This window comes from uncultured Litoreibacter sp., assembly GCF_947501785.1.
In the GTDB taxonomy this organism is placed as follows: Bacteria; Pseudomonadota; Alphaproteobacteria; order Rhodobacterales; family Rhodobacteraceae; genus Litoreibacter.
The window spans coordinates 165,211-179,054 of sequence record NZ_CANMXB010000001.1; the positions used below are offsets into that span (position 1 = coordinate 165,211).

At 60.0% G+C, this 13,844-nt stretch carries 18 protein-coding genes; all 18 read left to right on the forward strand.

Going from position 1 to position 13,844, the window contains the following annotated elements:
* From Q0899_RS00855 to Q0899_RS00940, 18 genes are read left to right on the forward strand one after another with little or no spacing between them, the layout of a single operon-like run.
* A complete protein-coding gene (locus tag Q0899_RS00855) occupies positions 1–876 on the forward strand; it encodes an NADH:quinone oxidoreductase (protein WP_298292652.1) in 876 nt (291 codons plus the stop codon).
* A 23-nt stretch (positions 877–899) separates the two neighbouring features.
* Positions 900–1,124, forward strand: coding sequence for a DUF5337 domain-containing protein (locus Q0899_RS00860; RefSeq protein ID WP_298292650.1), 225 nt, complete (start codon positions 900–902; stop codon positions 1,122–1,124).
* A 12-nt stretch (positions 1,125–1,136) separates the two neighbouring features.
* Positions 1,137–2,435, forward strand: a complete 1,299-nt coding sequence (nuoF, locus tag Q0899_RS00865; protein ID WP_298292648.1) for an NADH-quinone oxidoreductase subunit NuoF — start codon at positions 1,137–1,139, stop codon at positions 2,433–2,435.
* Complete coding sequence (locus Q0899_RS00870; RefSeq protein WP_298359045.1) at positions 2,432–2,824, forward strand: hypothetical protein; 393 nt, start codon at positions 2,432–2,434, stop codon at positions 2,822–2,824. The genes nuoF and Q0899_RS00870 overlap by 4 nt, the downstream gene beginning before the upstream one ends.
* Positions 2,825–2,832: 8 nt before the next feature.
* Entirely contained in the window at positions 2,833–3,180 is a 348-nt protein-coding gene (locus Q0899_RS00875; RefSeq protein WP_298359042.1) for a hypothetical protein, read from the forward strand.
* Positions 3,177–3,521 (forward strand): hypothetical protein, encoded by a 345-nt coding sequence (locus Q0899_RS00880; protein WP_298292642.1) that lies wholly within the window; start codon positions 3,177–3,179, stop codon positions 3,519–3,521. Before Q0899_RS00875 ends, Q0899_RS00880 begins: the two co-directional genes overlap by 4 nt.
* A complete protein-coding gene (locus Q0899_RS00885; protein ID WP_299190788.1) occupies positions 3,518–3,922 on the forward strand; it encodes a DUF5333 family protein in 405 nt (134 codons plus the stop codon). Before Q0899_RS00880 ends, Q0899_RS00885 begins: the two co-directional genes overlap by 4 nt.
* Positions 3,919–4,404, forward strand: a complete 486-nt coding sequence (locus Q0899_RS00890; RefSeq protein WP_299190790.1) for a DUF3291 domain-containing protein — start codon at positions 3,919–3,921, stop codon at positions 4,402–4,404. The genes Q0899_RS00885 and Q0899_RS00890 overlap by 4 nt, the downstream gene beginning before the upstream one ends.
* 3 nt (positions 4,405–4,407) lie before the next feature.
* A complete protein-coding gene (gene nuoG, locus Q0899_RS00895) occupies positions 4,408–6,426 on the forward strand; it encodes an NADH-quinone oxidoreductase subunit NuoG (RefSeq protein ID WP_298292637.1) in 2,019 nt (672 codons plus the stop codon).
* Positions 6,427–6,429: 3 nt separating this feature from the next.
* A complete protein-coding gene (locus tag Q0899_RS00900; RefSeq protein WP_298360592.1) occupies positions 6,430–6,825 on the forward strand; it encodes a hypothetical protein in 396 nt (131 codons plus the stop codon).
* A gap of 6 nt (positions 6,826–6,831) precedes the next feature.
* Positions 6,832–7,869 carry an NADH-quinone oxidoreductase subunit NuoH gene (nuoH, locus tag Q0899_RS00905; protein ID WP_299190793.1) on the forward strand — a complete coding sequence of 346 codons (1,038 nt, stop codon included), beginning with the start codon at positions 6,832–6,834 and terminating at the stop codon, positions 7,867–7,869.
* Between the two features lie 4 nt (positions 7,870–7,873).
* Positions 7,874–8,365 carry an NADH-quinone oxidoreductase subunit NuoI gene (nuoI, locus tag Q0899_RS00910; RefSeq protein ID WP_298359036.1) on the forward strand — a complete coding sequence of 164 codons (492 nt, stop codon included), beginning with the start codon at positions 7,874–7,876 and terminating at the stop codon, positions 8,363–8,365.
* Positions 8,362–8,763 carry a carboxymuconolactone decarboxylase family protein gene (locus Q0899_RS00915; RefSeq protein WP_298359033.1) on the forward strand — a complete coding sequence of 134 codons (402 nt, stop codon included), beginning with the start codon at positions 8,362–8,364 and terminating at the stop codon, positions 8,761–8,763. The genes nuoI and Q0899_RS00915 overlap by 4 nt, the downstream gene beginning before the upstream one ends.
* Entirely contained in the window at positions 8,763–9,377 is a 615-nt protein-coding gene (locus tag Q0899_RS00920) for an NADH-quinone oxidoreductase subunit J (protein ID WP_299190795.1), read from the forward strand. The genes Q0899_RS00915 and Q0899_RS00920 overlap by 1 nt, the downstream gene beginning before the upstream one ends.
* Positions 9,378–9,380: 3 nt before the next feature.
* Entirely contained in the window at positions 9,381–9,899 is a 519-nt protein-coding gene (locus Q0899_RS00925; RefSeq protein WP_298292631.1) for a hypothetical protein, read from the forward strand.
* Positions 9,896–10,201, forward strand: coding sequence for an NADH-quinone oxidoreductase subunit NuoK (nuoK, locus tag Q0899_RS00930; protein WP_159808281.1), 306 nt, complete (start codon positions 9,896–9,898; stop codon positions 10,199–10,201). The genes Q0899_RS00925 and nuoK overlap by 4 nt, the downstream gene beginning before the upstream one ends.
* Positions 10,202–10,207: 6 nt before the next feature.
* On the forward strand, positions 10,208–12,298 hold the full coding sequence (nuoL, locus tag Q0899_RS00935) for an NADH-quinone oxidoreductase subunit L (protein WP_299190798.1): 2,091 nt from the start codon (positions 10,208–10,210) through the stop codon (positions 12,296–12,298).
* A 2-nt stretch (positions 12,299–12,300) separates the two neighbouring features.
* Positions 12,301–13,842, forward strand: a complete 1,542-nt coding sequence (locus Q0899_RS00940; RefSeq protein WP_298293320.1) for an NADH-quinone oxidoreductase subunit M — start codon at positions 12,301–12,303, stop codon at positions 13,840–13,842.
* Positions 13,843–13,844 lie beyond the last annotated feature (2 nt).

The following is a 13,844-nucleotide window of genomic DNA, read 5'->3' on the forward strand; positions in this document are numbered from 1 at the left end:
ATGACAACCAGTGGTTCAAAGTCGAGCTGTTATCTGTGGTGTGCGATTATCGGGGGGCTGATTGGCCTTCTCGCATTCCTTCTGCTGATGATCGTCGGGGATTGGAGCTTCCTGCCCGCGGTGATGATCGGCGCCATAATTGCGGCAATCGGGATTTTCGCGTTTCCGCCGATGTTCTGTAGCGAAAGCAAGGCCGCGGTCAACACCGGCAATACGGGCGCGTCCGCGCAAGATGGTGGATCCTCTGATGCGACAATTTCCACGCCGCCCGCGGCGTCTGCGCTGAATGCGGGGTCGGCCACCACCACGTCAACCTCCTCCGCGGCGGCAGCAGCAACAGCTGCGCCTTTGGTGTCTGAGCCACCTAAGGAAGACGCGCCGGCCAAGAAGCCGGCGGCCAAGAAACCTGCTGCGAAGAAACCCGCGGCTAAGAAAACGGCCGCCAAACCAGCCACCAAGCCAGCCGCCAAAGCGGCAGCTAAACCCAAGGCGGCTGCCAAGCCTGCAGCCACCAAGCCTGCTGCCACCAAGGCCGCGGCCAAACCCGCAGCGGCGAAAGCGGCCAAGCCGAAGGCTGCGCCGGTTGCCAAGGACGGCAAGCCGCCGCTTTTGAAAAAGGCACGCGCCGGTGGCGCAGACGATTTGAAGCAGATCAAAGGTGTTGGCCCCGGTCTGGAGAAGACGCTGAACGAGCTGGGCTTCTACCATTTCGACCAGATCGCCGCATGGCGCAAAAAGGAAATCGAATGGGTCGATGATCGCCTGAAGTTCAAAGGCCGCATCGTGCGCGACGAGTGGACGAAACAAGCCAAAACTCTGGCCAAAGGGGGGACAACCGAGTTCTCCAAGAAGGTCAAAAAGGGCGGCGTGTATTGAAACCGGTCGAGGCCGGATAAAACATGACGGGTTCCGACGATAACGGTGCTCGGTCCCGGCGGGGGAGGCAGTTGGCCTTCATCATCGCCGGGACCGCAGTGGCCTATGTCGGGGTCCAGCTGATCGGAGCCATGAACGGGTGGACCACCCGCACCATGGGCTTCTTCGATCTGGCCGCATTGGCCGTATTTGGATGGGCGCTGGTCAGCGCTTTTATGATCTGGCGCTCTGGCCAGAACGACAGTTAAGGGACGCAAGCGATGCTCGCAGATAAAGACCGGATCTTTACCAACCTCTACGGGATGCATGACCGCACCCTGAAGGGCGCGAAGGCGCGCGGCCATTGGGACGGCACGGCGAAGATCATCAAACGCGGGCGCGACAAGATCATCGAAGAGATGAAGGCCTCTGGCCTGCGCGGACGCGGCGGGGCGGGTTTTCCCACGGGGCTGAAATGGTCCTTCATGCCCAAGGAAAGCGACGGCCGCCCGTCCTATCTGGTGGTCAATGCCGACGAATCCGAGCCGGGCACCTGCAAAGACCGCGAGATCATGCGCCACGACCCGCATACGCTGATCGAGGGCTGCCTGATCGCGTCCTTCGCGATGAATGCGAACGCCTGCTACATCTATATCCGCGGCGAATACATCCGCGAGAAAGAGGCGCTGCAAGCTGCCATTGACGAATGCTACGAGGCCGGCCTCGTCGGGCCCAACGCCGCGAAATCCGGCTGGGATTTCGACATCTACCTGCACCACGGGGCAGGGGCCTACATCTGCGGCGAAGAAACCGCATTGCTGGAAAGCCTTGAGGGCAAAAAGGGCATGCCGCGCATGAAGCCGCCATTCCCTGCCGGAGCGGGCCTCTATGGCTGCCCGACCACGGTGAACAACGTGGAATCCATCGCCGTGGTACCAACAATCCTGCGCCGTGGCGGCGACTGGTTCGCAGGCTTTGGCCGCCCGAACAACACAGGCACCAAGCTGTTCGCGGTCTCCGGCCATGTAAACAACCCATGTGTGGTTGAGGAAGCCATGTCCATCAGCTTTGAAGAGCTGATTGAGAAGCATTGCGGCGGTATTCGTGGCGGCTGGGACAACCTGAAAGCGGTAATCCCCGGCGGGTCCTCCGTTCCATGTGTGCGCGGCGAGAACATGAAAGACGCGATCATGGATTTCGACTACCTGCGCAACGACCTGCAGTCGGGTCTGGGCACGGCGGCGGTGATCGTGATGGACAATGACACCGACATCATCAAAGCCATCTGGCGCTTGGCCAAGTTCTACAAACACGAAAGCTGCGGCCAATGCACACCGTGCCGTGAAGGCACCGGCTGGATGATGCGGGTGATGGAACGGCTGGTGAAAGGCGAGGCGGAGGTCGAGGAGATCGACATGCTGCTCGACGTCACCAAGCAGGTCGAAGGCCACACCATCTGCGCGCTGGGCGACGCGGCGGCTTGGCCCATTCAGGGCCTGATCCGCAACTTCCGCGACGAGATTGAAGACCGCATCAAGCATAAACGCTCGGGTGCGGCGACGGCGGTTGCGGCGGAATGATGACGCGTCTCGCCATCTTCGTATCTGTTGCCTTGTCGCTAGCAGCTTGCGAAACCGAAGCACAGATCGGTAGGAATGCTGTGGTCGTCGAACGCTATGACGCGTTGAACGATGGCGAAAAGCTATTTGTTTTGGGAGCAGTCGGAGATTTGGCAATCGGGTGTCGCTCGCTCGATTTCTCCACACTTTTCGGACGAAAAGATGGTCCGCAACGCCCAAATGAGAAGGTCGCCGCAACTGCGCAGGCCCAACGAGATTTCGCAGCTGCGGAACGGCGGTTCTTGGCGAAGCACAGGTTTACAGAAGGCCAGAAACTGGACCCTTGCGTCGTGGGAAGAAAAGAAATGCGTGATCAGACATTGATCGGCCAACTACTGGTAGCGAAGTGAGGTACAGTTTGAATAGACATTTAGTTCTCGGTCTTGGTTTGTTCGTTGCGGCATGCGAGCCGGGGGCGTTTGACGCCAAACCCGAGGTGCCGAAGGGCCCGCCCATCGAGATCACCAAAGCGGTGCGCGCCGGTGATACGGCAAAGATCACCATGCGCTACAAAGACGGCGGCGTGATCCCGCGCGAGGATGAAAGCCGGGCGGTGCTCAAAGCCATGGAAATCTCCTGCCAGGAAGGCGAGTCCGGCATCCCAGACACCCGGACCCGGGCCGAAGGTCAATTGACGGTCAACATCTTCTGCGTGGGTGTTCTGACCAGCGACGAGGTCATTGACGGCTCAGGGCTGAAATCGTGATGCTGCGGGGCCTGCTGATCATATCGCTGGCACTTGCCGTGGCCTCCTGCGGGCGGCTTGGGATTGGCAACGCCTCGAAACGGGCGGAAACCGAGAACACGCTGCCCTTCAAGGCCAAGCTGAAGAAGGGCGAGGAGCGCGACTTTGCGGTGACCGTGGCCAACAAGGGCGCGGGCGTGGCTGAGGTGCGCGAAAGCGTCCGGTTTGAAGCCACCAAATACTGCCTGCTGACCTTTGGCGGCTCGGATGTGGAGTGGACCATTAACCCGGCCTCCAAAGACTGGGCATTCAGCCAGGACGGCGACAGCCTCACCTTCAATGGAAGGTGCTCCGCCCTGTGAACCGCATCCCGGCATATCTGCTGAGCGCCTCTGTGATGGCGGCGGCAACGCCCGCCATGGCAGAGCTGCGCCCGGCGCCGGACTATTTCATCGGTGCGTTGATCGCGACCGAAATTGCGCAAGCCATTGCCATCAACTGCCCGGTGCTCAGCGTGAACCCGCACGCGGCGCAGAAGATGTCCGAGGATGTGATGAACTGGCTGGCGGAGGACGGGTTTGACGAGGCCGACCCGACATCGGAGATGGAAAACCCCAACGACCAGCTGAACGCGCTGCAGGCGCGGTTCATGGACAAGCACCAACTGGCAGGCGCGGGGGCCGACAAGGTTTGCGCAGCCGGCAAGGCGGAAATGGCGGATGAGACGGATATTGGCAATCTGCTGGTGGAGGTGGCGCAATGAAGGGCCATCATCTGGCAGAGCTGAATATCGGGCGGCTTTTGGCCGGCGTTGACGACCCGCGCGTCGCGGAATTCATCGACAATATTGACCGCATCAACGGCCTGGGCAAACGCATGCCGGGTTTTGTGTGGATGCTGGAAGGTTCTGGCGGGCCAGGGGCCACGGGTCACGCGATAGGCGGCGACGCGTTGCTGGTGCCGAACCTGACGGTCTGGGAAGACGCCGCTAGCCTGGAAACCTTTGTCTGGGGCACCGTGCACAAGCAATTCTACGAAAAGCGCGCCGAGTGGTTCGAAGTGCTGGGCAAAATGCATTTCGTCATGTGGTGGGTGCCGGAAGGCCATAAGCCAACCCTGGACGAGGCGCTGGAGAGACTTGAGATGCTGAACGAGAGGGGCGACAGCCCCGACGCGTTCGGTTGGGATTATTTGAAAGAGGCCACCATGTGGAAGACGCATGGCTGCCAAGTTGCAGCGGAGTAACGCATGAGCGACCTACGCAAAATCATCATCGACGACAACGAGGTTGAGGTCGATCCGGCCATGACGCTCATTCAGGCTTGCGAAGTGGCCGGGATCGAGGTGCCGCGCTTCTGCTACCACGAGCGTCTGACCATCGCGGGCAATTGCCGTATGTGTCTGGTGGAAGTCGTGGGCGGCCCGCCGAAACCTGCCGCGTCTTGCGCAATGCAGGTGCGCGACCTGCGTCCCGGGCCGGAAGGGCAGCCGCCGGTGGTCAAGACGAACTCCCCCATGGTCAAGAAAGCCCGCGAGGGCGTGATGGAATTCCTGCTGATCAACCACCCGCTGGACTGCCCGATCTGCGATCAGGGTGGGGAATGCGATTTGCAAGACCAGGCAATGGCTTACGGGGTGGACTTCTCACGGTTCCGCGAACCAAAACGCGCCTCCACCGACTTGGATTTGGGGCCGCTGGTCGAAACCCACATGACGCGCTGCATCTCCTGCACCCGCTGCGTGCGGTTCACGTCCGAGGTCGCTGGCATCACGCAGATGGGCCAGACTGGTCGTGGCGAAGATGCGGAGATTACCTCCTATCTGGGCGAGACGCTGGATTCGAACCTGCAAGGCAACATCATCGACCTTTGCCCCGTGGGCGCGCTGGTCTCGAAGCCCTACGCTTTCACGGCGCGGCCATGGGAGCTGACCAAGACCGAAAGCATCGACGTGATGGACGCGCTGGGGTCCAACATCCGCGTGGACACCAAGGGCCGCGAAGTGATGCGCTTCCTGCCGCGCAACCATGACGGCGTGAACGAGGAATGGATTTCCGACAAAACGCGTTTTGTCTGGGATGGCCTGCGCCGCCAGCGGTTGGACACGCCCTACATTCGCGAAAACGGCAAGCTGCGGAAGGCCTCTTGGCCGGAGGCGCTTTCGGCGGCGGCTACTGCGATGAACGGCAAGAAGGTGGCTGGTCTCGTGGGTGATTTGGCCTCCACCGAAGCCGCATACGCGTTGAAAACTATGATCGAAGGCATGGGCGGCACCGTCGAATGCCGCACCGATAACGCCAAGCTGCCTGCGGGCGAGCGGGGCGGGTATGTGGGCAACGCCACGATCGAAGACATTGACGACGCCGAGATGATCATGCTGATCGGCACCAACCCTCGCGAAGAAGCACCGGTGCTGAACGCGCGGATCCGCAAGGCGTGGACCAAGGGCTGCAAGGTCGCCATGATCGGCGAGAATGTGGACCTGAGCTACGACCATATCCAGATCGGCTCCGACCGTGAGGCTTTGGCCAAGCTGGCCGAGATGGACCATTCCGACAAACACGGTAAGCGCGGCGTGATGATCATCGGGCAGGGCGCGTTGAATGAAGCTGACGGCGACGCGGTGCTGGCAACGGCACTTGCCACGGCGGCGGCTGGTCAGTCCAAGGTGATGATCCTGCACACTGCTGCTGGTCGTGTTGGGGCCATGGATGTGGGTGCCGTGACCGAGGGCGGCATGAAAGCCGCGACCGAAGGTGCGGACGTGATCTACAACATGGGGGCCGACGAGATTGACATAGCGGCGGGCCCGACCGTGATCTACCAAGGCAGCCACGGCGACCGCGGGGCGCATCGCGCGGACATCATCCTGCCTTCGGCGGCCTATACCGAAGAGAATGGCGTGTTCGTGAACACCGAAGGGCGGCCTCAGTTGGCCTTGCGCGCGGGCTTCCCGCCCGGTGAAGCCAAGGAAAACTGGGCGATCCTGCGGGCGTTATCCGCAGAGCTGGGCCAGACCCTGCCATTCGATTCAATGGCGCAGCTGCGCACCCAGATGATCGAAGCCGTGCCGCATCTGGCAATGATCGACGACGTGCCGGAGAACACCTTGCCCGCGGCCAAGCCCAAGAAGATGGGCAAGGCGGCGTTCCGCAACGTGGTCTCTGATTTCTACCTGTCCAACCCCATTGCCCGCGCGTCGGAACTGATGGCGGAACTGTCTGCCAATGCCAAAGCGCGGGCCGGCGAAAAGATTGCGGCGGAATAAATGATGAAACCTCTTCATATCGCGGCATTCGGACTGGCCTTGGCCAGCCTTGCCGCGTGCGAGGAGGTGGACCCGACAGAGGATTACTTCGCCCCTGAATATATTGGCGTGGAAACCCGCAAGCTGGACAACGAGATCGTCAGCTTTCTGGTCCGCATGAAGGGCGCGCGCACCAATGCGGACGTGGCCGATTACGGCAAATGCGCTGCGGCGCAATACGCGCTGATCCGCGGCTTCGGATTTGCCCGCCATGTGCGGACAAATGTGCAGGAACGGGGTGGCATTTGGGCGGCGGATGCGGTTTACACCATCTCGGCTGCTTTGCCCGAGGGACTACAAACCATCGACGCCGAAGTGGTGGTCGCAGAATGTGCCGAAAACGGCATACCTACAGTGTGAGGACGCATGGCTGAATTTCTAACAACCCCGGCCGGAATTGCCCTGATCATCGTGGCGCAATGCCTTGCGGTGATCGGCTTTGTGATGGTCTCCCTGCTGTTCCTCGTCTACGGCGACCGCAAGATCTGGGCGGCAGTGCAAATGCGCCGTGGCCCGAATGTGGTGGGCGCGTGGGGCCTGCTGCAAACCGTGGCCGATGCGCTGAAATATGTGGTTAAGGAAATCGTCATTCCGGCGGGCGCCGACAAGACGGTGTTCATGCTCGCGCCCATGCTGGCCTTCGTCTTGGCCCTTATTTCATGGGCTGTGATCCCGTTTAACGACACATGGGTGCTGGCCGATCTGAACGTGGCGATCCTCTATGTCTTCGCAATCGGCTCTTTGGAGGTTTACGGCGTGATCATGGGCGGCTGGGCGTCGAACTCCAAATACCCGTTCCTAGGCTCGCTGCGGTCCGCCGCGCAGATGATCAGCTACGAGGTGTCGATTGGCCTGATCATCATCGGGGTGATCATCACCACAGGTAGCTTGAATTTCGGCGACATCGTCCGCGCGCAGGACGGCAATTACGGCTTCTTCAGCTGGTACTGGCTACCGCATTTGCCGATGGTGTTCCTGTTCTTCATCTCCGCTTTGGCGGAAACCAACCGCCCGCCGTTTGACCTTCCGGAAGCGGAATCAGAACTCGTCGCGGGCTATCAGGTGGAATATTCCTCCACCCCGTTCCTGCTGTTCATGGCCGGCGAATACATCGCCATCTTCCTGATGTGCGCGCTGATCACGCTCTTGTTCTTCGGCGGCTGGCTGTCCCCAATCCCGGGCTTGCCCGATGGGGCGCTTTGGATGGTCGGCAAAATGGCCGTGTTCTTCTTCTTGTTCGCGATGGTGAAAGCCATCGTGCCGCGCTACCGCTACGACCAGCTGATGCGTCTGGGCTGGAAAGTCTTCCTGCCCTTCTCGCTGGCATGGGTCGTGGTCGTGGCGTTCTTCGCTCAATACGGGGCCTTTGGCGGCGCATATGCCCGCTGGGCCGTAGGAGGTTAACCGCATGGCAACGTCTCTCGCCCGCAAGGCCAAGTATTTCCTGCTCTTTGATTTCTTCAAAGGGTTTGGGCTGGGCATGAAATACTTCTTCGCGCCCAAGGCCACGGTGAACTACCCGCATGAGAAGGGGCCGCTGTCGCCTCGTTTCCGCGGCGAACACGCGCTGCGCCGCTACCCCAATGGGGAAGAACGCTGTATTGCCTGCAAGCTCTGTGAAGCCGTGTGCCCTGCGCAAGCGATCACCATTGATGCTGAGCCGCGCGATGACGGCTCCCGCCGCACCACGCGCTATGACATCGACATGACCAAATGCATCTATTGCGGCTTCTGTCAGGAAGCTTGCCCGGTGGATGCGATTGTCGAAGGCCCGAATTTCGAATTCGCCACCGAAACCCGCGAGGAGCTGTTCTACGACAAAGACAAGCTGCTGGCGAATGGTGACCGTTGGGAAGCCGAGATCGCCCGCAATCTGGAAATGGATGCACCTTACCGATGACCGACGCCAAGAACCCTTTTGAAGCGATGATGAAGATGGGGCAGGACATGGCCAAGACCATGAATCCTGCGCTTGAGGCGTTCACGCCCAAAGGGTTCGAAAATATGATGCCCACCATGCCAGCCGACATGATGGAACAGTTCATGGGCAAGGGCGTCAGCCCAGAGGGGTTGGATGCCAAGACACGCCTGCTGCTGACGCTGACCGGGTTGACCATCCAAGGCGCGCAGGCCGAAAGCCAGATCAGGCTGACCGTGCGCCATCTGGTGGAAGCCGGGGCGACGAAACAAGAAATAGCCGAAACCATCGCGCAGGCCGCGATGTTTGGCGGCGTACCCGCGATGTCGAAAGCCATGGAGCTGGCGACCGAGGTGTTGGACGGAGAGAAGGAAGACTGATGGGATTTGCAGATTTTGCATTCTACCTGTTCGCAATCACGGTGGTCACAGCCGGGTTGTTCGTGGTGGTGTCTCGAAACCCCGTGCACTCGGTGCTGTGGCTGATCCTGGCCTTCCTGTCCTCCGCCGGGTTGTTCGTGCTGCTGGGCGCCGAATTCGTCGCCATGCTGATGATCATCGTCTATGTAGGCGCGGTCGCCGTGCTGTTCCTCTTTGTTGTCATGATGCTGGACGTGGATTTTGCGGAACTCCGTGGGGAGCTGGCCAAGTTCGTCCCGCTCGCCGGGCTGATCGGCGTTATTTTGTTGATGGAACTGGCGCTAGTCTTCGGCGTCTGGCAGGGCGCGGAGAATGCGACGGCATTGCGCGATGCGGTCACGCCCGACCTGAACGAGACGCAGAACACCGCCGCCTTGGGCCTGCTGATCTACACCAAATACATCTACCTCTTCCAAGCCGCCGGCTTGATCCTGCTGGTCGCCATGATCGGCGCGATTGTCCTGACATTGCGTCACCGCGAGGACGTCAAACGCCAGAACATCCTCAGCCAGATCTACCGCGATCCAGCCGAGCAGATGGAATTGAAGAACGTTAAACCGGGGCAGGGGCTGTAACGCATGATGGTTGTGCCCACACTTGTTGCAGCGTTCCTAGTTGGCGGGACCATCGCCGCCAGCGCGTGCAGTCCGGCCTTTTCGGACCGCAATCGGCGCACGGCTGTGGCGCAGGACTGCAGCTTTAAGTATGCGGGAGATCAGGATTTCTTCTCAGGCTACCCCGCCATTGATCTTGGACGTGGGCGTATCGGGCAGGAGATATTTCCGGGCTTTCTCGGGCACGAGTTTGTGGTCGCCGATTGCACGACATCTGAGGTCGTTGCAATTGCGCCGCCTGACATACCCGGAACTGAGACGAGTTGCGGCTTCGACACTGATGTCAGCGTCGTGACCCCGCCTAAAGCCAAGTACGATAACCGCAGCGAAATGAGCGACATCGTCGCCGATGCCCGTTCGCGCGGGTTGAACGTGAACCTTGCCATTCAGGCAATCAACAACCGTTTCAAGAAGCGGGATCAGGTCAACCTGTTTTGTGGATGCAAAATTTTCTACCCAGAATCCATCGGAGCCACCCAATGATCGGACTTGAACATTACCTCACGGTCGCGGCGGCGTTGTTCGTCATTGGCATCTTCGGCATCTTCGTGAACCGCAAGAACGTCATCGTCATCTTGATGTCGATCGAGCTGATGCTTCTGGCGGTCAACATCAATTTCGTGGCCTTTTCCAGCTTCCTCAACGACCTCGCGGGGCAGGTGTTTACCTTGTTCGTGCTGACGGTCGCGGCGGCGGAGGCGGCCATCGGGCTGGCCATTCTGGTCTGCTTCTTCCGCAACCGCGGCACCATCGCCGTGGAAGACGTCAACGTGATGAAGGGCTAAGTCACAATGGAAATTATCATCCTTTTCGCCCCTCTGATTTGCGCGCTTATCTGCGGGTTCGGGTGGAAGTTCATCGGCGAGCAGGCGGCTTGCGTTGTTGCCACGGCGGGCCTGTTTCTGTCGGCGATTCTCAGCTGGATCGTGTTCCTGACCTTTGACGGCACCACGCAAAGCATCGAGATTTTGCGCTGGATCCAGTCGGGTTCCCTCGACACGTCATGGGCCATTCGGATGGACCGTCTGACGGCGATCATGCTGATCGTCATCACCACCGTGTCGAGCCTCGTGCACCTTTATTCCTTTGGCTATATGGCGCATGACGACCATTTTGCCGAAGGCGTCAGCTACAAGCCGCGCTTCTTTGCGTATCTGTCGTTCTTTACCTTCGCCATGCTGATGCTGGTGACCGCAGACAACCTTGTGCAGATGTTCTTTGGCTGGGAAGGCGTGGGCGTGGCCTCGTATCTTTTGATCGGGTTTTACTACAAAAAGCCGTCGGCCAATGCTGCCGCGATCAAGGCGTTTGTGGTCAACCGTGTGGGTGATTTCGGCTTTGCGCTGGGCATCTTCGGGTTGTTCCTTCTGACGGACTCGATCAATTTCGACGACATCTTTGCCGCCGTGCCAACCATCGCCGAGACGCAGATCCGGTTCCTGTGGACAGAGTGGAACGCCGCCAACTTGCTGGCCTTCCTGCTGTTCGTGGGCGCAATGGGCAAGTCGGCGCAGCTGATCCTGCACACATGGCTGCCGGACGCGATGGAAGGCCCGACGCCTGTGTCGGCGCTGATCCACGCCGCGACCATGGTGACGGCGGGGGTCTTCCTTGTCTGCCGCATGTCTCCGCTGATGGAATTTGCACCGCAGGCGCAGACCTTCATCGTTGTGTTGGGGGCCACCACCGCGTTCTTCGCGGCAACCGTGGGTCTTGTACAAAACGACATCAAACGCGTCATCGCCTATTCGACCTGCTCGCAGCTGGGCTACATGTTCGTGGCGGCGGGCGTCGGGGTCTACTCCGTCGCGATGTTCCACCTGCTGACACATGCGTTCTTCAAGGCGATGTTGTTCCTGGGCGCGGGCTCGGTCATTCACGCGATGCATCACGAGCAGGACATGCGGAATTACGGCGGCCTGCGCCACAAGATCCCCAAGACGTTCTGGGCGATGATGATCGGCACTTTGGCCATCACGGGCGTCGGCATCCCACTTCTTTACGTTGGCTTCCCGATTGGCTTTGCGGGCTTCGTGTCCAAAGACGCGATTATCGAGAGCGCCTATGCGGCAACCCCGATGGGCTACGCTTTCTGGCTGCTGGTCGTCGCGGCGCTGTTCACCAGCTTCTACTCGTGGCGTCTGATGTTCATGACCTTCTACGGCGAGCCGCGCGGCGACAAGCACACGCATGAGCATGCGCATGAAAGCCCCAACACGATGCTGGTGCCTTTGGGCGTGCTGGCAATTGGGGCGATCTTCTCGGGCATGGTGTTCTACAAACCGTTCTTCGGCTCGGATGAAAGCGTCGACAAATTCTTCGGCATCTCGGGCGAGAAGCACGCGATTGTTCAGATGGTTGAACCCGCATACGCGGCGACGGACGAGGCCAAGGACGACAAGGATCACGGACCAGCCCAAGTTCCCGGCCAAGGCGCGATTTTCCACGGGCCTGACAACCACGTGCTGCATGACGCGCATTACGTGCCCAAATGGGTGAAGGTCTCGCCCTTCGTCGTGATGCTGCTGGGCTTCTTCACGGCATGGCTGTTCTACATCAAGAACCCATCATTGCCGGGCCGCTTGGCCGCGAACCAACGGCCGCTGTACAACTTCCTGCTGAACAAGTGGTATTTCGACGAGGTCTACGACTTCCTCTTCGTGCGGCCAGCGAAATGGCTGGGCAACTTCTTGTGGAAACGTGGCGACGGCGACGTGATTGACGGATCGCTCAACGGCATCGCCATGGGCATCATCCCGTTCTTCACCCGGCTTGCGGGCCGGGCGCAGTCGGGCTTCATGTTCCATTACGCCTTCGCGATGGTTCTGGGAGTCGTGCTTCTAATTACATACTTCGCCATAACAGGCGGAGGAGCGGAATAATGTTGAACTCACTTCTCTCCATCATCACGTTTATCCCGCTCTTGGGCGCGGTCATTCTGGCCCTGTTCCTGCGGGGCGACGACGAGGCCGCGCAGCGCAACGCCAAATGGCTGGCGCTGCTCGCAACGACGGCGACCTTCCTTGTGTCGATCTTCCTGTACACTGGGTTCGATCCGGCCAACACGGGCTTCCAGTTCGTGGAGGAGCGCGAGTGGATCCTGGGCTTCCAATACAAGATGGGCGTTGACGGGATCTCGATCCTGTTTGTGCTGCTGACCACCTTCCTGATGCCGCTGGTGATTGCGTCCTGCTGGGACGTGAAGCACCGCGTGAAGGACTACATGATCGCGTTCCTGCTGTTGGAAACGCTGATGCTTGGTGTGTTCTGCGCGCTGGACCTGATCCTGTTTTACCTGTTCTTCGAGGCAGGGCTGATCCCGATGTTCCTGATCATCGGCATCTGGGGCGGGGCGAACCGGATCTATGCGTCGTTCAAGTTCTTCCTCTACACCCTGCTCGGCTCGGTCCTGATGCTGATCGCGATGATCGGCATGTATGTGGACGCCGGGACCACCGACATCCCAACCTTGCTGACGCATAACTTCGCCTCTGACAACTTCGAGCTTTTGGGCATCCAGATTGTCGGCGGCATGCAGACGCTGATGTGGCTGGCCTTCTTCGCCTCCTTCGCGGTGAAGATGCCGATGTGGCCGGTGCACACATGGTTGCCGGATGCACACGTGCAAGCGCCAACGGCGGGTTCCGTGGTGCTGGCGGCGATCTTGCTGAAGATGGGCGGCTACGGCTTCCTGCGTTTCTCCCTGCCGATGTTTCCTGTGGGGTCCGAGGTTTTGGGCACCTTCGTGCTGTGGATTTCGGCGATTGCGATTGTCTACACCTCGCTGGTGGCTTTGGCGCAGTCGGATATGAAGAAGCTGATTGCGTATTCGTCCGTGGCCCACATGGGCTACGTGACGATGGGCATCTTTGCGGTGAACCAGCAGGGGATTGACGGGGCGATCTTCCAGATGATCAGCCACGGCTTCATCTCCGGCGCGTTGTTCCTGTGTGTGGGCGTGATCTACGATCGGATGCACACCCGCGAGATTGACGCTTATGGCGGGCTGGTGAACAAGATGCCGGCCTACGCGCTGATCTTCATGCTGTTCACCATGGCCAATGTCGGCCTCCCAGGCACGTCGGGCTTCATCGGGGAATTCCTGGTGCTGATGGGCGTGTTCCAGGTGAACACATGGGTCGCGATGATTGCCACCACGGGTGTGATCCTGTCGGCGGCCTACGCCTTGTGGCTGTACCGCCGCGTGGTGATGGGCGACCTGATCAAGGAGAGCCTGAAGTCGATCACCGACATGACCGGCCGCGAGCGGGCGATCTTTGCGCCGCTGGTGGTGATGACGATCCTGCTGGGCGTCTACCCGTCGCTGGTCACCGACATCATCGGCCCGTCCGTGGGCGCATTGATAACCAATTATGACACCGCGCTGCTCGATAGCGGCCTTGCCACTTCTGTGGCTGGAAACTGAGA